Source organism: Citromicrobium sp. JLT1363 (genome assembly GCF_000186705.1).
In the GTDB taxonomy this organism is placed as follows: Bacteria; Pseudomonadota; Alphaproteobacteria; order Sphingomonadales; family Sphingomonadaceae; genus Alteriqipengyuania.
In genome coordinates, this window is the sequence record NZ_AEUE01000004.1 from 161,379 (window position 1) to 185,569 (window position 24,191).

General features: G+C 64.5%; 23 protein-coding genes and 1 tRNA gene. 14 read left to right on the forward strand and 10 right to left on the reverse strand.

The features are described from left to right. Positions 1 to 131: 131 nt before the first annotated feature. Both ADAD_RS0107645 and rbfA read left to right on the forward strand, forming a co-directional pair. Positions 132 to 542, forward strand: a complete 411-nt coding sequence (locus ADAD_RS0107645; RefSeq protein ID WP_010412022.1) for a PaaI family thioesterase — start codon at positions 132 to 134, stop codon at positions 540 to 542. 70 nt (positions 543 to 612) lie between these two features. Continuing rightward, on the forward strand, positions 613 to 1,017 hold the full coding sequence (gene rbfA / locus ADAD_RS0107650) for a 30S ribosome-binding factor RbfA (protein ID WP_010412025.1): 405 nt from the start codon (positions 613 to 615) through the stop codon (positions 1,015 to 1,017). 17 nt (positions 1,018 to 1,034) lie between these two features. Here the strand turns inward: rbfA and ADAD_RS0107655 are convergent, their stop codons facing one another. Beyond that, on the reverse strand, positions 1,035 to 2,684 hold the full coding sequence (locus ADAD_RS0107655; protein ID WP_010412027.1) for an AbgT family transporter: 1,650 nt from the start codon (positions 2,682 to 2,684) through the stop codon (positions 1,035 to 1,037). A 112-nt stretch (positions 2,685 to 2,796) separates the two neighbouring features. Between ADAD_RS0107655 and ADAD_RS0107660 the strand changes: the two genes are divergently transcribed. The 4 genes from ADAD_RS0107660 to pnp all read left to right on the forward strand — a co-directional run bounded on the left by ADAD_RS0107660 (position 2,797) and on the right by pnp (position 7,229). After that, a complete protein-coding gene (locus ADAD_RS0107660) occupies positions 2,797 to 3,375 on the forward strand; it encodes a thymidine kinase (protein WP_010412030.1) in 579 nt (192 codons plus the stop codon). Then, positions 3,372 to 4,451: a tRNA pseudouridine(55) synthase TruB gene (gene truB, locus ADAD_RS0107665; protein WP_010412035.1), complete on the forward strand. Its 1,080-nt coding sequence runs from the start codon at positions 3,372 to 3,374 to the stop codon at positions 4,449 to 4,451. The genes ADAD_RS0107660 and truB overlap by 4 nt, the downstream gene beginning before the upstream one ends. Positions 4,452 to 4,456: 5 nt before the next feature. After that, positions 4,457 to 4,726 carry a 30S ribosomal protein S15 gene (gene rpsO, locus ADAD_RS0107670; protein WP_010412038.1) on the forward strand — a complete coding sequence of 90 codons (270 nt, stop codon included), beginning with the start codon at positions 4,457 to 4,459 and terminating at the stop codon, positions 4,724 to 4,726. Positions 4,727 to 4,904: 178 nt separating this feature from the next. Beyond that, the gene (pnp, locus tag ADAD_RS0107675) at positions 4,905 to 7,229 is read left to right on the forward strand and encodes a polyribonucleotide nucleotidyltransferase (RefSeq protein WP_010412040.1); all 2,325 of its coding nucleotides are present in this window, start codon (positions 4,905 to 4,907) and stop codon (positions 7,227 to 7,229) included. Between the two features lie 86 nt (positions 7,230 to 7,315). Here pnp and ADAD_RS0107680 read toward each other — a convergent pair whose 3' ends face one another. Beyond that, complete coding sequence (locus ADAD_RS0107680) at positions 7,316 to 8,419, reverse strand: NAD(P)-dependent alcohol dehydrogenase (RefSeq protein WP_010412043.1); 1,104 nt, start codon at positions 8,417 to 8,419, stop codon at positions 7,316 to 7,318. A 95-nt stretch (positions 8,420 to 8,514) separates the two neighbouring features. Between ADAD_RS0107680 and ADAD_RS0107685 the strand changes: the two genes are divergently transcribed. Beyond that, the gene (locus ADAD_RS0107685; protein WP_010412046.1) at positions 8,515 to 9,195 is read left to right on the forward strand and encodes a hypothetical protein; all 681 of its coding nucleotides are present in this window, start codon (positions 8,515 to 8,517) and stop codon (positions 9,193 to 9,195) included. Here ADAD_RS0107685 and ADAD_RS0107690 read toward each other — a convergent pair. Both ADAD_RS0107690 and ADAD_RS0107695 read right to left on the reverse strand, forming a co-directional pair. After that, positions 9,192 to 9,722 carry a DUF1993 domain-containing protein gene (locus ADAD_RS0107690; protein WP_010412051.1) on the reverse strand — a complete coding sequence of 177 codons (531 nt, stop codon included), beginning with the start codon at positions 9,720 to 9,722 and terminating at the stop codon, positions 9,192 to 9,194. The two genes, ADAD_RS0107685 and ADAD_RS0107690, sit on opposite strands and share 4 nt — an antisense overlap. Positions 9,723 to 9,811: 89 nt before the next feature. Then, positions 9,812 to 10,537, reverse strand: a complete 726-nt coding sequence (locus ADAD_RS0107695; RefSeq protein WP_010412052.1) for a GcrA family cell cycle regulator — start codon at positions 10,535 to 10,537, stop codon at positions 9,812 to 9,814. An 89-nt stretch (positions 10,538 to 10,626) separates the two neighbouring features. Between ADAD_RS0107695 and ADAD_RS0107700 the strand changes: the two genes are divergently transcribed. After that, the gene (locus ADAD_RS0107700; RefSeq protein ID WP_010412056.1) at positions 10,627 to 11,517 is read left to right on the forward strand and encodes an ABC transporter permease; all 891 of its coding nucleotides are present in this window, start codon (positions 10,627 to 10,629) and stop codon (positions 11,515 to 11,517) included. A gap of 30 nt (positions 11,518 to 11,547) precedes the next feature. On the opposite strand, the gene hspQ is transcribed toward ADAD_RS0107700, so the two are convergent. Then, complete coding sequence (hspQ, locus tag ADAD_RS0107705; RefSeq protein ID WP_010412058.1) at positions 11,548 to 11,928, reverse strand: heat shock protein HspQ; 381 nt, start codon at positions 11,926 to 11,928, stop codon at positions 11,548 to 11,550. A 167-nt stretch (positions 11,929 to 12,095) separates the two neighbouring features. Here hspQ and ADAD_RS0107710 point away from each other — a divergent pair. The 6 genes from ADAD_RS0107710 (at position 12,096) to ADAD_RS0107735 (ending at position 19,974) form a co-directional block, all read left to right on the forward strand. Continuing rightward, positions 12,096 to 12,185, forward strand: a tRNA-Ser gene (locus tag ADAD_RS0107710). Positions 12,186 to 12,427: 242 nt separating this feature from the next. Then, complete coding sequence (locus ADAD_RS16360) at positions 12,428 to 15,925, forward strand: CHASE domain-containing protein (RefSeq protein WP_010412062.1); 3,498 nt, start codon at positions 12,428 to 12,430, stop codon at positions 15,923 to 15,925. 104 nt (positions 15,926 to 16,029) lie between these two features. Next, positions 16,030 to 16,401: a response regulator transcription factor gene (locus ADAD_RS0107720; RefSeq protein WP_029139990.1), complete on the forward strand. Its 372-nt coding sequence runs from the start codon at positions 16,030 to 16,032 to the stop codon at positions 16,399 to 16,401. Next, positions 16,398 to 17,528, forward strand: a complete 1,131-nt coding sequence (locus ADAD_RS0107725; RefSeq protein ID WP_010412068.1) for a tetratricopeptide repeat protein — start codon at positions 16,398 to 16,400, stop codon at positions 17,526 to 17,528. The genes ADAD_RS0107720 and ADAD_RS0107725 overlap by 4 nt, the downstream gene beginning before the upstream one ends. Next, positions 17,525 to 18,550, forward strand: coding sequence for a HEAT repeat domain-containing protein (locus tag ADAD_RS16365; RefSeq protein WP_010412070.1), 1,026 nt, complete (start codon positions 17,525 to 17,527; stop codon positions 18,548 to 18,550). The genes ADAD_RS0107725 and ADAD_RS16365 overlap by 4 nt, the downstream gene beginning before the upstream one ends. Continuing rightward, a complete protein-coding gene (locus ADAD_RS0107735) occupies positions 18,547 to 19,974 on the forward strand; it encodes a glycosyltransferase family 2 protein (RefSeq protein WP_010412074.1) in 1,428 nt (475 codons plus the stop codon). Before ADAD_RS16365 ends, ADAD_RS0107735 begins: the two co-directional genes overlap by 4 nt. 129 nt (positions 19,975 to 20,103) lie before the next feature. On the opposite strand, the gene ADAD_RS0107740 is transcribed toward ADAD_RS0107735, so the two are convergent. The 5 genes from ADAD_RS0107740 to ADAD_RS0107760 are packed head-to-tail and all read right to left on the reverse strand — an operon-like array spanning position 20,104 to position 24,164. Continuing rightward, complete coding sequence (locus tag ADAD_RS0107740; protein WP_029139991.1) at positions 20,104 to 20,856, reverse strand: IclR family transcriptional regulator; 753 nt, start codon at positions 20,854 to 20,856, stop codon at positions 20,104 to 20,106. 36 nt (positions 20,857 to 20,892) lie between these two features. Further along, positions 20,893 to 21,282: a nuclear transport factor 2 family protein gene (locus tag ADAD_RS0107745; RefSeq protein ID WP_010412079.1), complete on the reverse strand. Its 390-nt coding sequence runs from the start codon at positions 21,280 to 21,282 to the stop codon at positions 20,893 to 20,895. Beyond that, positions 21,279 to 22,409 carry a cobalamin-independent methionine synthase II family protein gene (locus ADAD_RS0107750; protein WP_029139992.1) on the reverse strand — a complete coding sequence of 377 codons (1,131 nt, stop codon included), beginning with the start codon at positions 22,407 to 22,409 and terminating at the stop codon, positions 21,279 to 21,281. The genes ADAD_RS0107745 and ADAD_RS0107750 overlap by 4 nt, the downstream gene beginning before the upstream one ends. A 10-nt stretch (positions 22,410 to 22,419) precedes the next feature. Continuing rightward, a complete protein-coding gene (purU, locus tag ADAD_RS0107755) occupies positions 22,420 to 23,265 on the reverse strand; it encodes a formyltetrahydrofolate deformylase (RefSeq protein WP_010412084.1) in 846 nt (281 codons plus the stop codon). Between the two features lie 17 nt (positions 23,266 to 23,282). Further along, entirely contained in the window at positions 23,283 to 24,164 is an 882-nt protein-coding gene (locus ADAD_RS0107760) for a methylenetetrahydrofolate reductase (protein ID WP_010412088.1), read from the reverse strand. Between the last annotated feature and the right edge of the window lie 27 nt (positions 24,165 to 24,191).

Consider the following 24,191-nt stretch of genomic DNA (forward strand, 5'->3'; position numbering starts at 1 on the left):
AAGCCTGAAAAGCGTACGAAGAAGGAAACTTGGTGGGGGCGCAACTGGCGTTACGTCGATAGCGGCGTAACTCACGGTTGCTTGCCTCTTGTGGGAATAGCCTTCGCGCTCCCATTGGCGACGGTGTTACTATGACCGAACTCTTCAAAACCCAGCGCTCGCCCTCGGCGGAGCTGATGGGGTCTCAGTTCCAGTCGTGGGACGCGGAGACGGGCGAAGTCACCTTCACCTATGATCCGCCGCCCAGCTTCGCCTCTCCCAGAGGGGCGGTGCAGGGCGGGCTGATCGCGGGGTTTCTGGACGAGGTGATGGGCGCGGCGCTGCTCGCGCATAGCGACGACCAGGCGCTGCCGCTCAATCTCGATATGAACCTCAGCTTCGTGCGGATGGTCCCGCTCGAAACGATCACCGCCAAGGGCCGCGTGGTGAAGGCGGGGCGCAAGGTCGCCTTCCTCGAAGGCGAGCTGTTCGATTCCGAAGGCCGCCTGCTCGCCCGAGCCACCTCCACCGCGATCCCGACACCGCCGCCGACGGACAGCTAGCACCGCAAACGGTATTGTCGCGCGCCGGGGGATTGAGCGGACCGCACCACGCCCCTATCTCTGGGCAACCATGGCCAAACAGCAATTTTCCGCCGAACAGCATTCGGTCCGCGTCCTCAAGGTGGGCGAGCGGGTGCGGCACATCCTGTCCGAACTGCTCACCCGGGGCGAGGTGCATGACGAAACGCTGTCCGCGCATTCGGTCAGCGTTACCGAAGTGAAGATGACGCCCGATCTCAAGCACGCCAGCGTCTACGTGAAGCCCCTGCTGGGCAGCGAGGAAGAGGCGGTGGTCAAGGCGCTGCGCACCAACACCGCCTTCTTCCAGCGCGAGGTCGCCAAGCGGCTGGGCCTCAAATTCGCGCCCAAGCTGCAGTTCCGCCCCGACGAAAGCTTCGACGAGGCGGACCGGATCGAGCGCCTCCTCAACGACCCCAAGGTCGCGCGTGACCTCGAGGAGGGCGAAGAGGGCTGACGAGAGTCAGCCGCTCGTCAGTTCCCCGCAGGCGCTGCCATCTCCGGCATGACATAGGTCACCGGAGCATCGGGCCCTAGCGGGATGCCGAGGTAGAACCAGCCCACGATCAGCGCGGTGCCGAAGATCAGCAGCCAGATCGAATAGGGCAGCATCATCGCGGTCAGGCTGCCGAGGCCGAAATCGGGCTGCCAGCGCTGGGCGAACACCAGGATCAGCGGGAAGTACACCATCAGCGGCGTGATGATGTTGGTCGCGCTGTCGCCCACGCGGTAGGCTGCAGTCGCGCCTTCCGGGCTGATCCCGAGCAGCATCAGCATCGGCACCAGGATCGGCGCAAGCAGCGCCCACTTGGCGCTGGCAGAGCCCACGAACAGGTTCAGCAGGCCGGTGAACAGCACCATCAGCCCGATCACCGCAGGCAGTGGCAGGCCGGTGGACTCGATCGCGCCCGCGCCGTGCACGGCGGAAATCAGCCCGAGATTGGACCAGTTGAACATCGCGACGAAATGGGCGGCGGCGAAGGCGAGGACCAGATAATAGCCCATGTCCTTCATGGATTCGGCCATCATGTTCACCAGATCGCGGTGGTTCTCGATCGTCCCCGCCGCGCGGCCATAGGCCCAGCCGGTTGCCAGGAATAGGACGAAGAACGCGGCGACCAGCGAACTGTAGAGCGGCGCCAGCTCGGTGTGGATCGAGCAGTCCGCAATTCGGGTGCCATCCTCAGCGACGCAGGCGGCTTCGTTGATCAAGGGGGTGCCCGGCGCGAAGACCATCAGCATCCACAGGCCGATGACGAGCAGCGCGGCAATACCGGCATGGCGAAGGCCCTTCGATGCCAGCGCGCCCTCGTGCTCGCTCGGGTCCGGGCTCGTGCCGTCATCATCCGCAGCACCGGCGGTCGCTCCGCCGCGCCAGGGACCCAGGCGCGGCTCGATGATCTTGTCGGTGACGAACCAGATGATCGGCAGGAAGATGAAGGTCATCGCGCTGATGAAGTACCAGTTGCCCGCGATGTTGGCGGTCCAGTCCGGGTCGAGCATGCTCGCGCCGACCGCTTCCTCGGTAATCCCGAAAAGCAGCGCATCGAGCTGGCCGGGTGAGATATTGGCGGAGAAACCGCCCGAAACCCCGGCGAATGCGGCGGCGATACCCGCCAGCGGATGGCGCCCGGCCGCGGCAAACAGGATGCCCGCGAGCGGGATCAGCACCACGTAGCCCGCATCCGCCGCATGATTGCCCAGCATGGCGACCAGCGCCACCACGGGCGTCAGCAGCGCCTTGGGCGCGGCCTTTACCGCCTTGGACATGCCGGCGGCGAAAAAGCCTGACCGCTCCGCCACGCCCGCGCCCAGCATCACCACCAGCACGTAGCCGAGCGGATGGAAGTGCGTGAACGTCGCGGGCATTTCGACCCACAGGCGCTGGATGTTCTCCGCACTCAGCAGGCTGACCGCCTGGATGATGCTGGACTGGCCGGTCGCCTCGTCCACCGCTGTCGGGTGAATGGCGGACACGCCCGTCATCGCGCAGACGATGGAAACGATCACCAGAGCGATGATCAGGTAGAAGAAAATGAAGACCGGATCGGGCAGGCGATTGCCGGTCCTCTCGACCCAACCCAGAAAGCCCTTCTGCTGCGCTGTTCCTGCGGCGCTTGCCATTGCTCTGTCCCCTCACAAACTGAACCTTGTCGAATGGCTAGCATCGCGATTTCAACCTGTCGCGGTCCTTAATTCTTGGACAGCGCTACGGCCGCATGGGTAAGGCGCCCCGATGGCGAAGCTCTATTTCTATTTTGCGAGCATGAATGCGGGCAAGAGCGCGCTGCTGCTGCAGAGCGCGTTCAACTACCGCGAGCGGGGCATGGAAGTGTCCTTGTGGACCGCCGAGGTGGACAAACGCGGCATGCAAAGCGGGATCGACAGCCGCATCGGGCTTCGCAGCGAAGCGCACGTCTTCGATGCGCAGACCGACATGGCGGGGCAGGTCCTTGCCATGCAGCAGGAGGACGGCCCGCTCGCCTGCGTGCTGGTGGATGAGGCCCAGTTTCTCTCTCCAGAGCAGGTCTGGCAGCTCGCCCGGTTGACCGACCGGCATGATATCCCGGTGATCTGCTATGGCCTGCGGACCGATTTTCGCGGCGACCTCTTTCCCGGATCGGCGGCCTTGCTGGGGCTGGCAGACAAGCTGATCGAGATGAAGGCCGTCTGCCATTGCGGCAGCAAGGCGACCATGAATCAGCGCGTCGATGCGCAGGGCAGGCCGGTGAGCGAAGGCGCCCAGACCGAGATCGGCGGCAACGAGCGCTATGTTGCCGTGTGCCGCCGCCATTTCGTGAGGCCGGACGAATGAGCGTGGAAGACAAGCGCGCGCCCAACGGCTGGATCGTGCTCGACAAGCCGCGCGGCATGGGTTCGACCCAGGGCGTCGCCGCGGTAAAGCGCGTGCTGCGGGAAGGCGGATATCCCAAGACCAAGATCGGTCATGGCGGCACGCTCGACCCGCTGGCGGAAGGCGTTCTGCCCATCGCACTGGGCGAGGCGACCAAGCTGGCCGGCCGCATGCTCGATGCGACCAAGACCTACGTGTTCACGATCCAGTTCGGCGAAGAGACCGACACGCTCGACACCGAGGGTGAGGTGGTGGCACGCAGCGACCGCTTCCCGCCGCTGGCTGCGATCGCAGGCGTGCTCGACCACTTCACCGGACCGATCGAGCAGGTCCCGCCAGCGTATTCCGCGCTGAAGGTGGACGGCAAGCGCGCCTACGACCGCGCGCGGGCTGGTGAGGATGTGGAGCTGCAGGCGCGCAAGGTGACGGTGCACTCGCTTGGCCTCTACCGTCATGCTGAACTCGTTTCAGCATCCAGCCTGCCAACCGATGCGGCAGAGCAGGATGAGGTCTGGACCCCGAAACAAGTTCGGGGTGACGATCAGGAACTGGAATCCGCCTTCCAGACCACCACCGGCCGCCCGGACCCCTACGACCCTTCCGCGCCGCTGGAACTCGCCGAAAGCGTCACGCTGGAAGCGATCGTCAGCAAGGGTACCTACATCCGCTCTCTTGCGCGCGATATCGCGCTGGCCCTTGGAACGCGCGGGCACGTTACCTATCTCAGACGGACGAAGGCTGGGCCGTTCACCGAAGAACAGGCGATTTCGCTGGACAAACTGGGCGAAATCTCTAAGGGCGCGAGCCTTCGAAACCTCCTCCTGCCGCTAGAGGCGGGGCTGGACGACATCCCGGCCCTTTCCCTCGATCCCGACAGCGCGCAGGCGGTCCGCCAGGGCCGGGTATTGTCGGATCTGCCCCAGGCTAACGGGCTCTATTTTGCGAAGTCGGGCAATGTTCCGGTGGCGCTGGTGGAGATCGAAGGCGGCACGATGCGAATCGTGCGGGGCTTCAATTTTCCCGATGTCGCGGAGTGAATGATATGTCGGTTGCTGCCGATAAGAAGCAGGAAATCATCAAGGACAACGCCCAGGGCAATAACGACACGGGCAGTCCGGAAGTGCAGGTCGCCATCCTGACCGAGCGCATCAAGAACCTGACCGAACACTTCAAGGATCATCACAAGGATAACCACTCGCGTCGTGGCCTGCTGATGATGGTCAACAAGCGCCGCAATCTGCTCGCCTATCTGAAGAAGAAGGATGTGGAGCGGTACAACGCGCTGATCCAGAAGCTGGGTCTTCGCAAGTAAGAGTTTTCTCGGAGGGGCGGCTCGCAAGGGTCGCCCCTTCGTCCATCCGGCTTTCACGCAATTCGGCGTGGGGGCGGGCATTGGGGCAGAAAAGACGCCCCGCACCGGACCGGGACGGTATCCCCGGCAGTAGGCCCCGCCAGCGCAATCAGGCGTGGCGGGTCATTTAGGATAATACATGTTCGACAAGAAAACCGTATCGATCGAGTGGGGCGGAAAGACCCTCACCCTCGAAACAGGCCAGATCGCCCGTCAGGCAGACGGCGCCGTGCTGGCCACCTATGGCGAAACCGTGGTGCTGTGCGCCGTGACCGCCGCCAAGAGCGTCAAGGAAGGGCAGGACTTCTTCCCGCTGACCGTTCACTATCAGGAAAAATTCTCCGCTGCGGGCCGTATCCCGGGCGGCTTCTTCAAGCGCGAAGGCCGCGCGACGGAGAAGGAAACGCTGACCTCGCGCCTGATCGACCGCCCCGTGCGGCCGCTGTTTCCCGAAGGTTTCTACAACGAAATCAACGTGATCTGCCAGGTCCTGTCCTATGACGGCGAGACCGAGCCCGATATCGTCGCGATGATCGCCGCTTCGGCAGCGCTGACCATTTCGGGCGTGCCCTTCATGGGTCCGATCGGCGCCGCGCGCGTCGGCTTCCGCAATGGCGAATACGAACTCAATCCGAGCCTGCAGACCGCGCTGGACGAAGAAGGTCGCCTCGACCTGGTCGTCGCCGCGACGCAGGACGCGGTGATGATGGTCGAATCCGAAGCCAAGGAACTGACCGAAGAGGAAATGCTCGGCGCCGTGATGTTCGCGCACGAGGAAAGCCGCAAGGTCATCGGTGCGATCATCGACCTGGCCGAACAGGCCGCCAAGGAGCCGTGGGAACTCGCTTCGAGCGACGACAACGCGGACATGAAGGCCTACATCAAGGACATGGTCGGCGAGGATATCGCCAAGGCCTACAAGCTGACCGACAAGTCGCAGCGTTCCGATGCGCTCAACACCGCGCGCGAGCGGGTGAAGGAGCATTATTCGGGCGAAGAGTTCGACGGTCAGCAGAAGATGACCGCGATCAAGCTGGTCAAGAAGATCGAGAGCGAGATCGTGCGCGGTGCCATCCTCAAGGACGGCCAGCGCATCGACGGCCGCAAGCTCGACCAGGTTCGCCCGATCGAAGCAATGGTCGGCCTGCTGCCCCGCACGCATGGTTCGGCGCTGTTCACGCGCGGTGAGACGCAGGCGATCTGCACCACCACGCTTGGCACCAAGGATGCCGAGCAGATGATCGACGGGCTGGAAGGTCTTTCGTACAACCACTTCATGCTGCACTATAACTTCCCGCCCTATTCGGTCGGCGAAGTGGGCCGCTTCGGCTTCACCAGCCGTCGCGAAACCGGCCACGGCAAGCTGGCATGGCGCGCGCTGCACCCCGTGCTGCCGAGCCATGAGGACTTCCCGTACACCATCCGCATCCTGTCGGACATCACCGAGTCCAACGGCTCGTCCTCGATGGCGACCGTGTGCGGTGGCTGTCTGTCGATGATGGATGCCGGCGTTCCGATCGAGCGCCCGGTGTCGGGCATCGCGATGGGCCTGATCCTGGAAGGCGACGAGTTCGCCGTCCTGTCCGATATTCTGGGTGACGAAGATCACCTGGGCGACATGGACTTCAAGGTCGCCGGTTCGGAAAACGGCATCACCTCGCTGCAGATGGACATCAAGGTTGCCGGCATCACGCAGGAAATCATGAAGACCGCGCTGGAGCAGGCGAAGGCCGGCCGTGCGCACATCCTGGGTGAAATGACCAAGGCGCTGGGCTCGGCGCGTTCGGGCGTCTCCAAGCACGCTCCGCGCATCGAGACCATGCAGATCGACAAGTCGAAGATCCGCGACGTGATTGGCACGGGCGGCAAGGTGATCCGCGAGATCGTTGCCGAAACCGGCGCGAAGGTCGACATCGACGACGAAGGCGTGATCAAGATTTCGTCGAGCAATGCCGACGAGATCGAGGCCGCGCGCAAGTGGATCGAAGGCATCGTCGAGGAAGCCGAAGTCGGCAAGATCTACACCGGCAAGGTCGTCAACATCGTCGACTTCGGTGCGTTCGTGAACTTCATGGGTGGCAAGGACGGCCTCGTCCACGTCTCCGAAATGAAGAACGAGCGGGTCGAAAAGCCGACCGACGTCGTTTCCGAAGGCCAGGAAGTTAAGGTCAAGGTCCTCGAGATCGACCAGCGCGGCAAGGTCCGCCTGTCGATGCGCGTCGTGGATCAGGAAACCGGCGAAGAGCTGGAAGACACCCGCCCGCCGCGTGAAAAGCGCGAAGGCGGCGGTGACCGTGGCCCGCGCGGCGGCGGCGATCGTCGCGGCGGTCGTGGCCCGCGTGGCGGTGGCGGCCGTGGCCGTGGCGGTGATGACCGTGGCGGCGATCGCGGCGGCAAGGGTGGCGATAACGGGGACGGCGACGGCCCCGCGCACATGCCCGCCTTCCTGCGCGACGACGACTAAGTCGCTCGCCAGAGCACAAACGAAGGGCCGCGGGAGCACTGCTTCCGCGGCCCTTTGCTTTTTCGGCGTATCGAACGCCCGCGAGGTCAGCCCATTTCGAGGATCGGCTTGAACACCTTGCCATCGTGCAGATCGGCCACCGCCTCGTTGATCTTGTCGAACGGGTAGCGCTTCACCAGCCGGTCGAACGGGAACTGCCCCTTCAGGTAGAGATCGACCAGTGTCGGGATGAACTGCTTCACCTTGGAATCGCCCTCCACGCAGCCGACGATCTTGCGGCCGGACAGGATCTGTTCGTTGGCATCGAAGGAATATTCGGTGCCCGACGGGGGCGCGCCGACCACCACCATCGTGCCCCTGTTGGCGAGCGAACCCCACGCACCGCGCGCTGCGGTGGCATTGCCGCTGCATTCGATGGCGTAGTCCACGCCGCCCGCCGCGATCTTGCGCACGGCTTCGGGCACATCGGTGTCCCTGGTGACATGCACGGTGTCGGTCGCGCCCAGTTCCTTCGCCAGCGTCAGCCGGTCCTCGTTGGTGTCGACCGCGACAATGGGAGAGCATCCGGCGACCTTCGCGCCCATCACGGCGGCCATGCCGACGCTGCCGACGCCCGATACCAGCACGCTCGATCCCGCAGGCGGCTGCGCGGTGCGCATTACTGCACCCGCGCCGGTCTGGATCCCGCAGCCCAGCGGGCCGAGCAGCGAGATGTCCACATCAGCCTCGAGCTTCACGACGTTGCGTTCGTGCGCGATCGAGTAGGTGGCGAAGCTCGATTGCTGGAAGAAGGCCACGTTGGGGCCGTCTTCGAAGACCGGGGCATCGTCGCCCTGCCGCTTGTTCAGGAAGTTGAGCGGATTGAAATCGGCGCAATAGGCCGGGTCGCCTTCCTGGCACGGGCGACAATGGCCGCAGGACCCGTATGACAGCACCACATGGTCCCCCTGGGCAAGGTCGGTCACGTGCGATCCGGTGGCGACGACCTTCCCTGCACCTTCGTGGCCGAGCACGACGGGGAAATTCGTCGGCAGGTCGCCTGCCTGCACTGCGAGATCGGTGTGGCATACGCCGGTGGCAACCAGTTCGATCAGCACTTCGTGCGGGCCGGGATCGGCGATCTCGCGTTCCTCAATGGCGAAGTCGCCTCCGGCTTCAGGGACGACGGCGATACGGGTGGTGGTGGGCATGTGGTTTCTCCTTCGGGGGTTACCTTGATAACTTTTCCCGGAGGGTCGGTGTTCCGGCCTATCGCCCGCGCGCGGTAGCGTTTATCGCAACGCCCATGCTGCCACGCGAAACAATAGCCACCGCCCAGATCCCCGGCGGGGAGACGCTGACCCTCGTCAGCCACGGGCGCGATTTCATCATCATGCTCGGCCGGGACGAGCTGATGGGTACGCGCATGCAGTATTCGGAGGAACAGCTCGCCGTGCTGACGCTGGCGGAGCTGTCCGCCGCGAAGCCGCGCATCCTGATCGGTGGTTTCGGGATGGGCTTCACCTACCGTGCCGCGCTCTCGCATCTTCCCGAAGGCGGGCAGGTCGTGGTGGCCGAGCTGGTGCCGGAAATCCTGGAATGGGCGCGTGAACCGCTCTCGCACCTCAGCGCAGCCAGCCTCGACGATCCGCGCGGCGAAGTGATCCTGTGCAATGTCGAGGCGCTGATCGACGATGCCAATGATGGCACCAGTGCCAAGTATGACGCGATCCTGCTGGATGTCGACAACGGGCCGGACGGCATCGTGGTCGACAGCAATTTCCGGCTCTACACGCGCACCGGCATTGCCAAGACGAAGGATGCACTCAACCCAGGCGGGATCATGGCGGTGTGGTCCGCCGCGCCGGACCACAAGTTTACCACGCGGCTGAAGGACGCAGGGTTCGATGTGGAGGTGCGCGAGGTGCGCGCGCGGCCCAACAACAAGGGCCCGCGCCACACGATCTGGTTCGCGCGCAAGCGCTAGCCGGCCTGCTTCACCCGCAGCGCGCCCAGATAGTCGCGCTTCCCGATCCCGACGCCCTGCATGCGCAGGGTGTCGTAGGCTGTGGCCGAGTGGAAATAGACGTTAGGGTTGGAGAAGCTGAGCAGGAAGTCCTGCACGGTGAAGTCCAGCCGGAACTTGTCGCCGATGGCGAAGACCATGTCGTTGCCGGCGATCTCCTCAAGCTCTTCCTCGCTCGTCTGCTCGCAGGTTTTGCGAGCGGTCGCGATCATCTCGCGCAGGGACGCGAAGTCTTCGGGGTAGGGGTTCATGTCGGGCGAGAAGCGGCCTTCGCGTATTGCGGTGAGCGCCAGATGCGTGTGCGTCCAGCAGCTTTTGAACTGGTAGGCGAGCGGCAGCATGTCGTCGATCAGGCGGCTTTCTAGCAGCGCCTTCTCTTCCGCATGGCCGTCGGCCACGAAATTCTCCGCCTTGTCGATCAGGCCGTCGACCGCGCCGAGCACCTGAAGCCAGTTGGGAATGATCGCCTGATGCAGTGAAAGGGCCATGTCTCGTCTCTCCCGATATGAAACGGCCCGGCTCGCCATGATGCGAAAGCCGGGCCATTGCCTTGTGTCTTGTCGATACCTTGCGGTCCTTACCGAACCCGGGGGCCGCCATAGGGCAGCGGGGGCGGGGGGCGGCGCGAACCGCGCGGCAGCTGTGCCTGATAGGCGCGGCCGCAATGTTCGACGCAATAGGGGAAGCCGGGATTCACCGCTTCGCCACAGAAATGGAAATCGGGCTCGCCCGGGTGGCCCATCGGCCAGCGGCAGACCTTGTCGCTCAGGTCGAGCAGGCTGGTCTTGTCCGCAATCGAGGGATCGGGCTTGGCCGGCACCAGCCTGCGCGGCGGTGCGGGCGGGATCGGGGGCTGCTGATCGCCGGGGCCCTGGCGCAGGAAGCCGCCGGGGCCGACGGAAACGATTCGCGGGCTGCTGGGCGCGGGAGCCGCTGCCTCGTCCGTATCGGCAGCGGGTGCGGCGGGGCCTTGCGGCGCCGGAGCAGGCTTCGCCTCGGGTGCGGGCTTGGCGGCCGCCGGAGCGGGGGCGGGGGCAGGAGCGGGCGCCGGTGCAGGCTTGGCGGCTTCGCTGGGCGCGGGCGCTGCCTTCTTGGGCGCGGGCTTTGCCTTGGGCTCGGCCTTCTTCTTGCTCTTTTCTGCCGCCTTCACGGGCGAGGGGCGCGACTTGAGGCCCAGCCGGTGGGCCTTACCGATCACGGCATTGCGCGACACTTCGCCCAGTTCCTTGGCGATCTCCGTCGCGGTGGCGCCGCCTTCCCACATGCGCTTGAGGGTTGCGGTACGCTCTTCGGTCCAGCTCATTTCAATTCCATCTAAACTGATTGCGATGACAACCTAGGCATTCACCCGCCGACTTGCCACCCTTCGCCGACGCGCTTAGGCGGCGTGGCATGAGCGATCAAGCACCGGCCCAGCGTGAAACCTTCGATGCAGACAATGCCGTGGCGCGCCAGCTTCCCGCCTGGGGAGAGCCGCGCATCAACGGGATCAACCGGATCGGCCTGTGGAGCCTCTATCGCAAGGAGGTCCGCCGCTTCTTCAAGGTGCAGACGCAGACCGTGTGGGCACCTGCCTTCACCACGCTGCTGTTCCTCGTGATCTTCTCGGTCGCGCTGGGGCGGGGCGGGCGTGAAATCCTGGGCGTTCCCTTCGAAAGCTTCCTCGCGCCGGGGCTGATCGTGATGGCGATGATGCAGAACAGCTTCGCCAATTCCAGCTTCAGCTTCCTCTCGGGCAAGATCCAGGGGACGATCATCGACCTGCTGATGCCCCCGCTTTCGCATGGGGAACTGCTGGCGGGCATCGTGGGTGCGGCGGTGACGCGCGCCGTGCTGGTCGGCTGCGCTGTGGCACTGGCGATTTTCCTCTATCCCGGTGCCAGGCTGGTGATCGCGCATCCCTGGGCGATTCTTTGGTTCGGGCTGATGGGATCGCTGATGCTCGGCTTCTTCGGGCTGGCGACATCGATCTGGGCGGAAAAGTTCGATCACAACGCGGCGGTGACCAATTTCATCGTCGCGCCGCTCAGCCTGCTGTCGGGCACGTTCTACACGATCGACCGGCTGCACGAGCCGTTCTACACGATCAGCCACTTCAACCCGTTCTTCTACGTGATTTCGGGCTTCCGCTACGGTTTCATCGGGCAGAGCGACATTGCGGGGCACATGGAGGCGGGTGCGGCGCCGGTGGTCTGGGCGGGGGCAGGGCTGCTGGGCCTGAACGTCGTACTGGCGCTGGGCGTATTCGTGCTGCTCAAGTCCGGGTGGAAAATCCGCAGCTAGGCCGCAGGCTGGCGCTCGCGCCGCGTGTGCTCAGTGAGTCAGGCCCGGGTGCATCACGTAGCGCCCGTCGACGAACTCGTCGAACATCTCGGCGATGTTCGGATGGTCCACCGGCCCGCCAATGCCGTCGCCGGTCAGGTTCTGCTGGCTGACATAGGCGACGTAATAGGCATCGTCGCTTTCTGCGAAGAGGTGGTAGTAGGGCTGGTCGCGTTCGGGCCGGATGTCCTGCGGGATGGCTTCGTACCATTCCTCGCTGTTGGCGAAGGTCGGATCGATGTCGAACACCACGCCGCGAAAGTCGAACATCTTGTGGCGCACGACGTCGCCGACGCCGAACCGCGCAAGGCGACGCAAGGGCACTTCGATGTGGCGCCCGGCCTGATGGGAGAAAAACTGCGAGACCTGCATTGGGACCAAGATAGATGGCCCGGCGCTCCGGTACAATGGGCAGTGAAAACGCGCCATTGCGATCGCATGTGCCGCAGGGTCTTGGCAGGCGCTTCGCATTAGGCTAGCTGCGCCGCTTCTGAATCGGCCTGCGGGGGTTTCCCCGACGTTTTGCGCCCCTTGATTGCGGAGAGGTGGCAGAGAGGTCGAATGCGCCGCACTCGAAATGCGGTATGCGGGTAACCGTATCGTGGGTTCGAATCCCACCCTCTCCGCCATTCCCCCGATCTTGATCGACCGCGCTTCGCGGGTCTCGCCCCGGGGCGAAGGAGTGCTTGCCGCGCGGCCGGGCGAGCCAGACAGCGAGACGCCGACATCGCGAAGCCGGCCCTGCCAAGATGCCTTCCGATTATTCCGGGGGTTTTCGCAGGCAGCGCGTTAACTCGGCTAAAATACCCTTGGCGGTAAAAATGATCGCCCCTTGTGACCTATCGAAAGCCAAGAGACACAGTCGGCAAAAGTGGCACATTCTCCGTTCTTTAAAGCCACCTACGGGGCATGGCTGCGCGATGTGCTGATCCTCGCCTTGGGATATTTCACCGCGGGCTATATCGGGCTCAAGCTGGCGGTGCCGCCGGGCTATGCGACGATCATCTGGCCCGCCTCGGGCGTGGCGCTGTGCGGGCTGCTGCTGCGCGGCAGGACGATATGGCCGGGGGTATGGCTCGGTTCCTTCGCCATCAACCTGTTCAACACGCTCGACGGCGTCCCCTCGCCGGAGAGTGCACTCCCCGCAGTCGGTATCGCTGCGGCGATCGGGCTTGGCGCGACGATCCAGGCTCTGGTGGGGCGCCATGTAATCTGTCGTTTCTGGCCGGAACTGGAACTTTCCGAGCCTTCCCAAGTGCTTCGGTTCCTGGCCACCGCCGTTGTCCTGCCATGCCTCGTCGCGCCCATGGTCGGCGTCGGCACGTTGCTGGTGGCGGGGGTGGTCCCGCCCGGGGCGCTCGCGACGAACTGGCTCACCTGGGCCGTCGGAGACATGCTGGGCGTCGTCTTTCTCTTGCCCATACTGCTGTTCTCGAGCCATTCTCCCGTTGCGGTGCGCTGGTTCAGGCGCGCATTGCCCGGCGTGAGTTCGGCCGTCGCCATGTGTCTGGCGATCTCCCTGCTGCTGACCTTCTACGCCTGGCAGTACGTGACGGAACGCGAATTCGAGGCATCCAACGCCGCCTTTGCGGCACTGGCCACCGATACCGAGCAGTCGCTCGCGGACCGGATCGCGATCTACGAACGGGCGCTCGATGCGAGCGCTGCCTTTGCCGCGAATTCCCAAGAGATTACGCCTGCGGAATGGAGCGATTACGTCACCCAGCTCGATCTGCCGAACAATTATCCCGGGATGCGCGGGATCGGTTTCTTCGAGGCCGTGAGCGCGCAGGACATGCCCCAGTTCCGCGAGAATTTCAGCCGCGAATTCGGCGGCCGATTCGACATTCACCCCGACGTCGACCGGTCGGAGCACTTCGTCGTCAACCGGATCGAGCCGCTGGCCGAAAATATGGCCTCGCTCGGCCTCAACCTCGCGTTCGAGGAAGGAAGGCGGGCGGCGATCGCACTTTCGCGCGCGAACGGCCAGACCACCATGACGCGGCCGATCGTCCTGGTTCAGGATGCCAGTCAGGGTGCCGGATTTCTTTTCATGACGCCCGTGGGCCCAGCGGAGAATTCGCGGATCACACGCTGGGCTTATTCCCCGCTGGTGGCGGACGAATTCCTCGGCAGCCTCACCCCCCGGGAAGGAGAGGACTACTCGCTCGAAGTGTTCTTCGGCGCAGAGCCGGTGGAGGAAAACCTCATGTTCGCCACGGCGACGAACCCGGGGGAGGGCGCAAGATTCGAAGAAGTCCGGCAGGTAGTGATGGCGAACCAGCCGGTGACCCTCCGCTGGCGCAGCCTGCCGCCTTTCGAAAAGCGCGTGTCCAGCCAGGCGCCGGTCCTCGTCCTCGCCTGCGGCCTGGTCATCACGGTTCTGCTCGGCCTGTTGCTGACCGCCTTCACCCGCCGCGAAGGCACCGTGTTGCGCAAGGTGGAAGAAGCGACCGCCGAACTCGAAGAGCATAACCGGATGCTCGAACTGGCGGAAGCCACCGCCCATGTCGGCCACTGGCAGTTCGATTTGCTGACCGAGGCGATCTACTGGTCGGACGAGGTCTACCAGATCCATCGCCGCAAATCGGGCAAGCCCCCTACGCTCGAGGAAGGTATTGCCTATTACCATCCCGACGACCGGGAGACTGTTTCCGCTGCTCTGGAGGGAGCGAGGGAGGACAATTCGGCCTTCCGGTTCCTCGCCCGCATCATCAGAGACGATGGCGAAATGCGGCACGTGGAAGTCATCGGACAGGTCCGGGCCGACCCCGAGGATACCGTGACGGGGGTCATCGGGGTCATCATCGACCGCACGGAAGAAATGCTGATGCGCGAAAGCCTGACCAAGGCTCGCGACGAGGCACAGGCGGCGGACAAGGCGAAGACCAACTTCCTCGCCAACATGAGTCACGAAATCCGCACGCCGATGAACGGGGTGATCGGCTTCACCGAACTGGCGCTGAGCGAGGAGAAAGACCCCGCGCAGCGCAGGCGCCTGCACATGATCGCCGATTCGAGCAACGCGATGCTCCGCCTGCTCAACGACCTGCTCGATTTTGCAAAGATCGAGGCCAACCAGATGGTCGTGTCGGACGAGCCTACGGATCTGCGCCAGTCGTTGCGCGGGGTCGTCCGCCTGATGGAGCCGGTTGCCACGGGCAAGAACATCACCCTCGCGCTGCAGATAGACCCGCGGCTGCCGACGTATATCCTGATTGATCGGATGCGCTTGCGGCAGGTGGTGCTCAATCTGGTCGGCAATGCCATCAAATTTACAGAGGTGGGGACCGTGAAGGTGGTCCTCTCGCTCGATGAGAGCGAAGACGGCGCTCCTGCGCGCATGACGCTGGCCGTGCGCGACACCGGTATCGGGATTCCCGCCAAGCAGCTTGCTTCGGTTTTCGACAAGTTCACGCAGGCGGATGAAACCACCGCCAGACGATACGGCGGCACCGGGCTCGGCCTGCCGATCAGCGCACAGCTGGTCGAGCTGATGGGAGGCACGATCAGTGTCGAAAGCGAGGTGGGTGAAGGCTCGCGCTTCGTGGTCAATCTGCCGCTCCGCGAGGCCGATCCATCCGACATGACCCCTGAGGCGGGCGCTTCCGGCACGGCCGGCGAAGCGGATCGCGACTGCGGCCACCCGCTCGTGCTGCGAATCCTGGTTGCGGAGGACAACCCCGTGAACCAGGAACTGACGATGGCGATGGTCGAGAAGGCGGGCCACGTCTGCGATCTGGCTCGCAACGGTCGCGAGGCGACCGACATGGTCATCCAGGCTCGGCGCAACGGATCGCCCTACGACCTGATCCTGATGGATATGCAGATGCCGGTGCTGGATGGCCTGGGGGCGACGACAGCCATCCGCGAGGCGGGTATTTCTTCCGACGATCTGCCGATCATCGCCGTGACCGCAAATGCCTATACCGACGACATTCGCAGGTGCCACGAGGCGGGCATGCAGGCGCACATCGCCAAGCCGCTGCGGCTGGGCGAGCTTTGCGACGTGCTGGCCCGCTGGTCGAGCCGGATACCCGGCCCCGCTACGTGTCCGGTGCCCGAACTCGAGCAGGAGACCGACCCTCGCCTGAACCGGATGTTTGGCGAGCGGGTGGATGAAGCGCTCAAGGCGATCGACAGGGTCATGGCGCGCGAAGAGATGAGCGAGGCCGAGAAGACCGAGATAGCGAGCCTTCTCCATCAGATTGCGGGTGTCGCTGGATATTTCGGCCAGGCCGAGCTCGGAGAGAAATGCCGCGAGATCGAGCATCGGCTGCTGGGCAGCTCTGCCTCGGGACCGCAATTCGCGCTTCTGGCGGAAATCCGCGACGAGATCGACGCTCGCGCCGGAATCGAGACCGGCTGACCGTGATGGAGACGGCCACACATTCAAGGATGTGCAAAAGCCAGATTTATCAGATATAAAGGAAGCTTCTTCCATAATTTGGCAGAAACGTAACAGAGAGATTGATGGCCCATATTCTGATCGCGGACGACGATCCCATCCTGGTGGAACTGGTGAAGTTCCGCCTGGAAGGTGCTGGGCATGAGACAAGCGTGGCAAATGATGGCGAAGAGGCGATCGAGCGGATCAGGTCCGACAAGCCCGATCTGGTAGTGCTCGATTCCATGATGCCCATCGTGCCTGGCCCCGAAGTGCTCAGGATGGTCAAGGCCGATCCCGAAACCAGCAGCATCCCCGTCGTCATGCTGACCGCGCGCAAGGGCGAGGCGGATGTCGTGTCCGCCATCAAGTCGGGGGCGGCGGACTACCTCACCAAGCCTTTCATTCCTCAGGAACTGCTGGTTCGTATCGAGAAGCTTCTCGGCGGCGGAGCGTGAAAACGCTCATCACCCTGGGATGCATTGCCAGCTTGGCGATCCAGGTTCCGGCCATCGCGCAAGCGCCCTCCGTCACGCGCGAGACACAGCTGGAGACGGCCGAGCGCGCACGCGCGGCGGGCGATTTTGCGCAGGCGCGCGAGACACTTGAAAGCCTGCTGGCCCAGAACCCCGACGACCCCGATCTGCTGCGTCGTCTTGCTGCGGTAAGTGCCGCGCAAGGCGATCTGGAACGGGCGCAGGCGCAGATCGATCGTGCGCTCGCGCTCGCGCCCGACGATCTCGATATCCAGCTGGCCCGCGGTAATATCCTTTTCTGGCGCGGCGAGAGAGACGCCGCGCAGCGGCAGGCCGACGCTATCGCAGCGGTTGCGCCGGACTATCCCGAACTCGGTGCGCTCCGCATGAAACTGGCTGCACGAGAGCAGGCCGGAGGTATCCGCATCACCGCGCTCAGCGTGGGTGGCGGGATTTCGGACATTGCCTTCGACAACCGCGATGGCGAGACGTGGTCGTCGCAAGATGCCAGCCTTGGTCTTGCGCTCTCACGCGGAACGGGCGCTAGTCTCACGGTGACGCGCGAAGAGCGGGCCGCTACCGACGTCCGCTTGGCGGCCCGGGTTGGTCGCCGGTTGGGACAAGGCTCCGCCTACATATCCGGCAGCTTGGTCCCGGACGCGGATTTCCGGGAGAGATGGAGCGTCGGTGCCGGCGGCGAAGCGCCGCTGGGGGGGCGTGTGACCGCGCTGGTCGATGTCCGCTATGCCGACTATCGCGACCGCGATGTGCTGGCCGTGCAGCCAGCCTTGCGCTACGCGTTCGACGACGCCACGTCCGCAACCGTCCGGGCTATCAACCTTCTCGGCGGGGGCGAGAATTACCGGCTCGGCGGGTCGCTCCAGCTCGATTACCGACCAGAAGGACGGACCGGGGGCTTCGTGGTGCTCGCCAGCTATCCCGATGTGGAGGCAGACGGCGTACGTCAGCTTCGCAGCATTGCCACAGGCTTGCTGTTACCCCTGAGCGACCGCATTACGCTAACCACTGTTGGTGCCTATGAGGACCGGGAAAACAGCTATCGGCGCCTGTCCGGTACGCTGGTGCTCGGCTTCCGGTTCGGCGCATGAAGATATTCTCCTCAGGCCTTTACGAAACGGTCGTGTTGGGCTCCGCAGCCATGGCGGGGGTGGTGGTTGTCATTTTCCTGCTGCTGGTACTGCGCCGCCATCTGGCGGAGCGGCAGGTCGATGCGAACAAGCGGATCGACGCTGCGATCACGCGCAGTTACCTGCGCCGGGTGGCGGGCCATCGGCCCGAAACGGATGACACGGGCTGGACCGACGAGCGACGGCTGGCGGCGGTGAGCCAGATACAGGCGCTGCTTCGCGGCGGCGAGCGCGATCGGCTGATGCAGATTGCGGAGCTCGACGGCTTGCTCGCCGCAACCGTGCGGCGCTCCCGCCGCTGGCGCCGGTCCGAACGGGTGAACGCGATCCGCCTGCTGCAGCGTTTCGGCAGCGAACTGTGCATCGCGCGGCTGCGCGAACTGATGGCCCGCGATCGCAGCCCGCTTGTACGTGTGGAGGCGGCCTTCGCGCTCGCGGCGGCGCACGCGCTTCCACCCCCACGCGAAACCATGCGGATATTGCGGATGACCGATCGCGCACCCAGTCGGCTCGACTCCGCGCTCTTGCGGGCGAGCGTGCCGGATTACCGCGAACAATTCGTGCTGCTTCTGGAAGATGACCTTCCGCCTGTCTGGCGGGCGCAACTGATCGACGCCCTCGGCTGGAGCGGCGATGTGGCGGTGATCCCGGTGCTGGAGAAAGCGGCGGGGGACGAAGACCCGGAGGTTCGCGGCGCAGCGCTGCGCGCGGCGGCCAAGCTCGGCCACCCAGGCGCGCGGGAATGGATCATGGCCGCGCTGCGCGACCCCGACGCCAATGTCAGGGTGCAGGCGGTCAAAGCGAGCGAGGCTCTGGGGCTGCGGGATGCCGTTCCGCAAATCCGGGACCTGCGCGAGGATTCGCAACTATGGGTCAGGCTGCGTGCGGAACAGGCGCTGGAAGCGCTCGACCCCGGGTATGATACGACAGCGCGTCCCCCGCTCGCTCCCAATCCGGCGCCCGACCTGAGCAACTGCGCATGACCTGGTCCGTGGTTCAGGACATCGCAGCGAATGCTATCGTCGCGGTGGCATTCTTCTGCTTCATCGTCGTGTTCCTGCGGAACATGATCGGCCTCGCCCAGCTGCTGATCGCGGCCTGGGTGTTCGCCACCAGGATCGAACCGAGCGAGGGTGCGCGCGAGCTGTGGCAACGCTATGCCGACCTTGCGCTGCCCATCACCATGATCGCGCCGGCCTACAACGAAGAGCTCTCGATCGTCGAAAGCGTGAAGGCGCTGCTGGCGCTGGAATATCCGGAGCATGAGGTGATCGTCGTCAACGATGGATCGAAGGACGACACCATGGGGCGGCTGATCGCTGCCTTCGACATGTATCCATGCGAGCGCACGCAGGTGGCGCAGCTGCAGCAGACACAGATTCGCCAGACTTATGCTTCGCGCCGGTTCCCCAACCTGCTGGTCGTCGACAAGGAAAACGGCCGCAAGGCAGACGCCGCCAACGCCGGGCTGGGCTTCGCCCGCACCCCGCTGGTGTGCGTGATCGACGCCGACTCGATCATCGAGCCCGACGGGCTGCTGCGCGCGGCAGAGCCTTTCATGCACGACAACGGCCGCCTGGTCGCGGTCGGCGGCGCGATCCGCGTGGCCAACGGATGCACCGTGAAGGGCGGGTCGCTGCAGAAGATCGATGTGGCCAAGGCCCTCGTCCCGCGCTTCCAGGTGGTCGAGTACATGCGCGCCTTCCTAACGGCGCGGGTCGCCAATGCGCAGACCGGCACGCTGATGCTGATCTCGGGCGCATTCGGGCTCTTTCGCCGCTCCACCCTGGTGGAGATCGGCGGCTATCGACACGATACCGTGGGCGAAGATCTCGAACTGGTCGTCCATTTGCACCGGCACCTGCGCGAGCAGAAGCGCGACTACCGGTTCGCCTTCATCCCCGACATCGTCTGCTGGACCGAGGCACCGGCCGCGCTGAAAGGCCTCGATAACCAGCGGGCGCGCTGGCAGCAGGGCTCGCTGGAGACGCTGGTCCGCCATCGCAGGATGATGTTCAATCCGCGCTACGGACGGATCGGGCTGCTGGCCATGCCGCATATCCTGCTGGAGGATGTGCTGGGGCCGCCCGCCGAGCTGCTGGGCTATCTCGTGCTCCCGGCAGCCGCGTTGCTCGGCCTGCTCGATCCGATGATGGCCGTGGCCTTCTTCTTCGTGTCGATCGTCTTCGGCACCGGGCTGAGCGTGGGCACGCTCGCGCTGGAGGAACAGCAATTGCGGCGTACCCCTTCCGCCCGGAGCCTCATTCGGATCGGGTGGGCCGCGCTGCTCGAGAATTTCGGCTACCGGCAGATCAACCTCTGGTATCGCATTCAGGGGGTGCGACGCTTTCTGAAGAAGGATAGCACCTGGGCTGCTGTGCCCAGACTGGGTTTCGGCGCAGACTGAGTGCGCCTGTCTGCTTGCCACAGAAGCGTCGCGATCCCCTGAAGAGCCCCGGGGATGCCGGGCCCGGTGGTTCAGCATGCCGGCCTTTCCTGGTTTCAGGATAGCTTCCGGGCTCGCGCCTCGCTTCGTTCAGCGGTCGACGTGCAGCGATGCGACGGCGCGGGCCAGAGCGCTCTGGGCGCGGTTCTGCAGTTCAGGCAGGAAACGAATGGAGGGAACCGCTATGCTGAAGGCGCCATCGACGTCGCCCAGCCGGACCGGGCGGGCGATGCTGGAAATGCCAGCGGTGCTTTCCTCCATCGCCGTCGCGTAACCCTGATCGCGAAAAGTGGCGATCTGTTTGCGCAATGCGGCGGGCGAGACGATGGTGTGCTCGGTCAGGCATTCCCGCTGGCCGCGGGTTTCGTCGAAATAGGCCTCCAGCTGCGCGTCGGACAGCTGCGACAGGATCGCCTTGCCGCCTGCCAGGACATGAAGTGGCTTGGTTTCACCGGGCGCAATGGCATAGCGCAGGGCCTGTGCGCTCGATCGGCTGGCCACGATCCGCGCCTGCCAGTCCTCGCGCACCATGAAGGATGCAGTCTCGTCCAGTTCCGCAGCCAGCGCGCGCACAAGCGGCGCGACGCGATCTTCCAGCGAGAGGTTTGCGCGATCCGTGCGCAGGCGGTCGAGGGCCGGTCCGCCGGAATACCGCCGTCCCTCGCGCGACAGGTATTCCCGTTCGGTCAGGGTGGCGAGGAGATAGGATAGGCTGCTGAGGGGTATGTCGAGCCCGTTCGCGATGTCCCGCGCGACGACGCCGCCCGGATGGGCGACGACGAACTCGATCACCTCCAGCGTGCGCAACGCCGATTTGACGGGGCTGGACTGACTTGCGCTCAACCTGTGTTTGCTCCGAAGTGATCAGACGGCAGGGAATCAGAAGCTGAGGCTGCCCAGCCGCTGCGCGAACAGCCATCGACCATCGCGTTCGACGAACCGGTCATGATACCATCCGAGCTTGGGCGCCTTGTCCGGCATGAAAAGTGCCACCGCGCTCTGCCCCGTCGCTTCTACAGGCGAAACGACATCGATGACAATATTGGTGCACAGATGGCGGCTTGAGCGGGCAGGGCGGGCCGTGAACGAAGCGAGGATCGTTTCGCGTCCCACGATGTGATCGTCCGGCGCGCTGGGCCGTGCCATGATGCCATCGTCGCTATAGAGCGCCGCAACATCCTCCCAGCGCCCCTCGTCGTTATAGTTCGCGTAGAGCGCGATCAGGCGCGCGCAGGCATGCTCGATGGCGAGGCGTTCTGCGTCCGTCATACGCGCTCTCCAGCCAGATCGGCACCGGCGCGCAGGGCCTGCAGCTTCTTGCGCGTCACCAGCGGGTCCAGCTTGCCGTAGCCGGCGAATGTGCCGAACCCGCAATCGGTGCTGGCAACCACGTGGTCCGGGCCCACGATATCCACGAACCTGCCGATGCGCTGGGCGATCAGTTCGGGATGTTCGACATAGTTGGAACAGGTGTCGATCAGGCCGGGGGCGAGCACCTTGTGGGCCGGGATGTCCGCATCGCTCCACACCTGCCATTCATGCTCGTGGCGCGGATTGGCGGCTTCGAACAGCACCGTCGCGGGGCGGGCGGCGAGCACGATGTCGATGATCCGCGACAGGGCGATATCGTGATCGTGCGGGCCTTCGTAATTGCCCCAGCACACATGCATGCGCATCTTCTCGGGCGCGATGTTCGCAGTGGCCGCATTGAGCGCTTCGACATTGGCGGCGGCAACGCGCAGGAAGTCCGCCTCTTCCATATCCTGATAGCCTGTATGCCGGCTCATCGCCAAATCGGGGCAGTCGAGCTGCAGCAGGAAGCCCGCGTCGACGATCGCCTCGTATTCCGGGCGCATCGCGTCGACCAGGTCGGCCAGATAGGCTTCGTGGCTGGGATAATGCTGGTTGACCTGAAAAGCGGTAATCAGGCCGGGCGAGGCGGAATTGAGGAAGCCCTGCGCGCCGTCGCCAGCCACCTCCATCGCGTGGGTGAAGCGGCGAATATCGTCATGCAAGGGCTCCAGCGTTTCAAGCCTGACCGGGCCGATGCACGAAGCGCGGGTGAACTCCTGCGAGCCCATGATGCCGGAAAGCTTCTTTGCCAGTTCGGGCACCTCAGCCATGTCGGCGGCAGGCTTGCGATCGACATGCCCGCCGAAGCCGGAAAGCCGCTCCGCCATGTAGGTCGAATAGCCGACCTTGCCCAGTTCGCCGTCGCTGACGAAATCGACGCCGCATTCGCGCTGCATCGCCACGCAATCCGTGACGGCCTGCGTTACGACCCGGTCGAACTCCTCGGCATCGTAAGGCTCGCCCTTGTCCCGGGCCAGCAGGAGCGGGGTCAGCGCCTCGCCGCGAGGCATGGAGCCGACGTGGGTGACGGGGATATGGGGCATGGGGTTCTCCTCAAGCCTTGAATACGACGGTGCGCGATCCGTTCAGGAACACGCGCCCTGCGAGATGGTGCTTCACGGCGTTGGCAAGGACGCGCCGTTCGATGTCGCGGCCCTTGGCGACCAGTTCCTCCGCAGTGTCCGAATGGCTGATGGCTTCGACGTCCTGGTGAATGATCGGTCCTTCATCGAGGTCTGCCGTGACATAGTGTGCGGTCGCGCCGATCATCTTCACGCCGCGCTCGTACGCCTGGTGATAGGGCTTGGCGCCCTTGAAGCCGGGCAGGAAAGAGTGGTGGATATTGATGCACCGGCCCGAAAGGAAGGCGGCAAGATCGTCCGAGAGGATCTGCATGTAGCGCGCCAGCACCACCAGTTCGGCGCCGGTTTCCTCGACGATCTGCTTGATCTGCGCTTCCTGCTGCGGTTTCGTGTCCTTGGTGATCGGCAGGTGGTGATAGGGTATGTCGCCGATCATCGAGATGCGGAGCGCGCTTTGCGGGTGGTTGGAGACGACGCCGACCACATCCATGTCCAGTTCCCCGATCCGATTGCGGTAGAGCAGGTCGCCGAGGCAGTGATCGAACTTGCTGACCATCATCAGGACCTTGCGCGGCCGATCAGCGGGGCGGATTTCCCATTGCGCGTGTCGCGCCAGGGGCAGATCGGCGAAGGCTTGCGAGATCGTACCACAATCGTCCGCATCGAATGCCACCCGCATGAAGAAGCGGTCGTTGCCGCGATCGTTGAACTGCTGTGCGTCCACGATGTTGCAGCCATTCGTGGCAAGGAAGCTGGAAACCTCCGCCACCAGGCCCGAACGGTCGTCGCATTGCAGGGTCAGGATGCATTGCTCCATGGGGTATTCTCCAGGCTTCAGCGTGCGCGCGTATGTGTCGCCGCGTATTGGTTGATCCATTCGACCGTGCGAGCGACGCCGCCGAACGGATAGAAATGCAGGCGGACCGGGCCGTGCTGCGGGCCGAGATTTTCGGAGAGGCTTTCTACCAGCCTGTCCGGCCCGGCGCTGCCCATCAGGCGTGAGAGCGAAACCCCGTACTTCGTCATGACCGACGCCGACGCGCTCACGCCGCAGCGCTTTGCGAAGCGCAACAGCGTCTTGATACCTGCCGGGCCCGGCACGCCGAGGCGCACCGGGGCATCGATGCCCCGGTGCCGCAGTTCGGCCAGCCATTCGAGCACCCGGTCGGCGTCGAAGGCGAACTGGGTGACGATCAGCGGAGCCATTCCGCGCGCCTCGATAGCATCGCGCTTGGCCTGAAGCACGGTGAAGCATTCATCGGCATCCATGTTCGGGTGCCCTTCAGGATGGCCACCGATCCCGATGGCACGAATGCCGAGCCGTTCGAACGCTCCGCTTTCGATAAGCTCGCCGGAAGTGGCGTAGGGGCCTTCCGGGCTTGCCGGATCGCCCGCTACCACGAAGCAGCGCCGCACGCCGGCCTGATCGACGACCGCGCCGAGATAGTCCTGGAATTCGTCCTCCGAACGGATTCGCCGAGCGGAGAAATGCGGCATCGGTTCGAAGCCCAGATCGCGTACGGCTTTCGTCGCCGCGATGCGCGCTTCGAAATCCTCGCCGGGCAAGAAGGTGATCGCAACCGGATGCTGGCCGGGGATTTTGGGCGAGGCTTCGCGCAGCGCGTCGACATCCTTCGCCGTGATTTCGAGCGAGAATCCGTCGGTCAGTACCTTCGGTGCCTGCGACCAATTCGGATGGATGACCGGTATCGACATCGCTTTTCCTCCCCTTGGCAAGGCGGG

Coding starts and splice junctions, on each gene's coding strand:
- ADAD_RS0107645 (WP_010412022.1), top strand. CDS start 132: ATGACCGAACTCTTCAAAACCCAGCGCTCGCCCTCGGCGGAGCTGATG.
- rbfA (WP_010412025.1), top strand. CDS start 613: ATGGCCAAACAGCAATTTTCCGCCGAACAGCATTCGGTCCGCGTCCTC.
- ADAD_RS0107655 (WP_010412027.1), bottom strand. CDS start 2,684: ATGGCAAGCGCCGCAGGAACAGCGCAGCAGAAGGGCTTTCTGGGTTGG.
- ADAD_RS0107660 (WP_010412030.1), top strand. CDS start 2,797: ATGGCGAAGCTCTATTTCTATTTTGCGAGCATGAATGCGGGCAAGAGC.
- truB (WP_010412035.1), top strand. CDS start 3,372: ATGAGCGTGGAAGACAAGCGCGCGCCCAACGGCTGGATCGTGCTCGAC.
- rpsO (WP_010412038.1), top strand. CDS start 4,457: ATGTCGGTTGCTGCCGATAAGAAGCAGGAAATCATCAAGGACAACGCC.
- pnp (WP_010412040.1), top strand. CDS start 4,905: ATGTTCGACAAGAAAACCGTATCGATCGAGTGGGGCGGAAAGACCCTC.
- ADAD_RS0107680 (WP_010412043.1), bottom strand. CDS start 8,419: ATGCCCACCACCACCCGTATCGCCGTCGTCCCTGAAGCCGGAGGCGAC.
- ADAD_RS0107685 (WP_010412046.1), top strand. CDS start 8,515: ATGCTGCCACGCGAAACAATAGCCACCGCCCAGATCCCCGGCGGGGAG.
- ADAD_RS0107690 (WP_010412051.1), bottom strand. CDS start 9,722: ATGGCCCTTTCACTGCATCAGGCGATCATTCCCAACTGGCTTCAGGTG.
- ADAD_RS0107695 (WP_010412052.1), bottom strand. CDS start 10,537: ATGAGCTGGACCGAAGAGCGTACCGCAACCCTCAAGCGCATGTGGGAA.
- ADAD_RS0107700 (WP_010412056.1), top strand. CDS start 10,627: ATGAGCGATCAAGCACCGGCCCAGCGTGAAACCTTCGATGCAGACAAT.
- hspQ (WP_010412058.1), bottom strand. CDS start 11,928: ATGCAGGTCTCGCAGTTTTTCTCCCATCAGGCCGGGCGCCACATCGAA.
- ADAD_RS0107720 (WP_029139990.1), top strand. CDS start 16,030: ATGGCCCATATTCTGATCGCGGACGACGATCCCATCCTGGTGGAACTG.
- ADAD_RS16365 (WP_010412070.1), top strand. CDS start 17,525: ATGAAGATATTCTCCTCAGGCCTTTACGAAACGGTCGTGTTGGGCTCC.
- ADAD_RS0107735 (WP_010412074.1), top strand. CDS start 18,547: ATGACCTGGTCCGTGGTTCAGGACATCGCAGCGAATGCTATCGTCGCG.
- ADAD_RS0107745 (WP_010412079.1), bottom strand. CDS start 21,282: ATGACGGACGCAGAACGCCTCGCCATCGAGCATGCCTGCGCGCGCCTG.
- ADAD_RS0107750 (WP_029139992.1), bottom strand. CDS start 22,409: ATGCCCCATATCCCCGTCACCCACGTCGGCTCCATGCCTCGCGGCGAG.
- purU (WP_010412084.1), bottom strand. CDS start 23,265: ATGGAGCAATGCATCCTGACCCTGCAATGCGACGACCGTTCGGGCCTG.
- ADAD_RS0107760 (WP_010412088.1), bottom strand. CDS start 24,164: ATGTCGATACCGGTCATCCATCCGAATTGGTCGCAGGCACCGAAGGTA.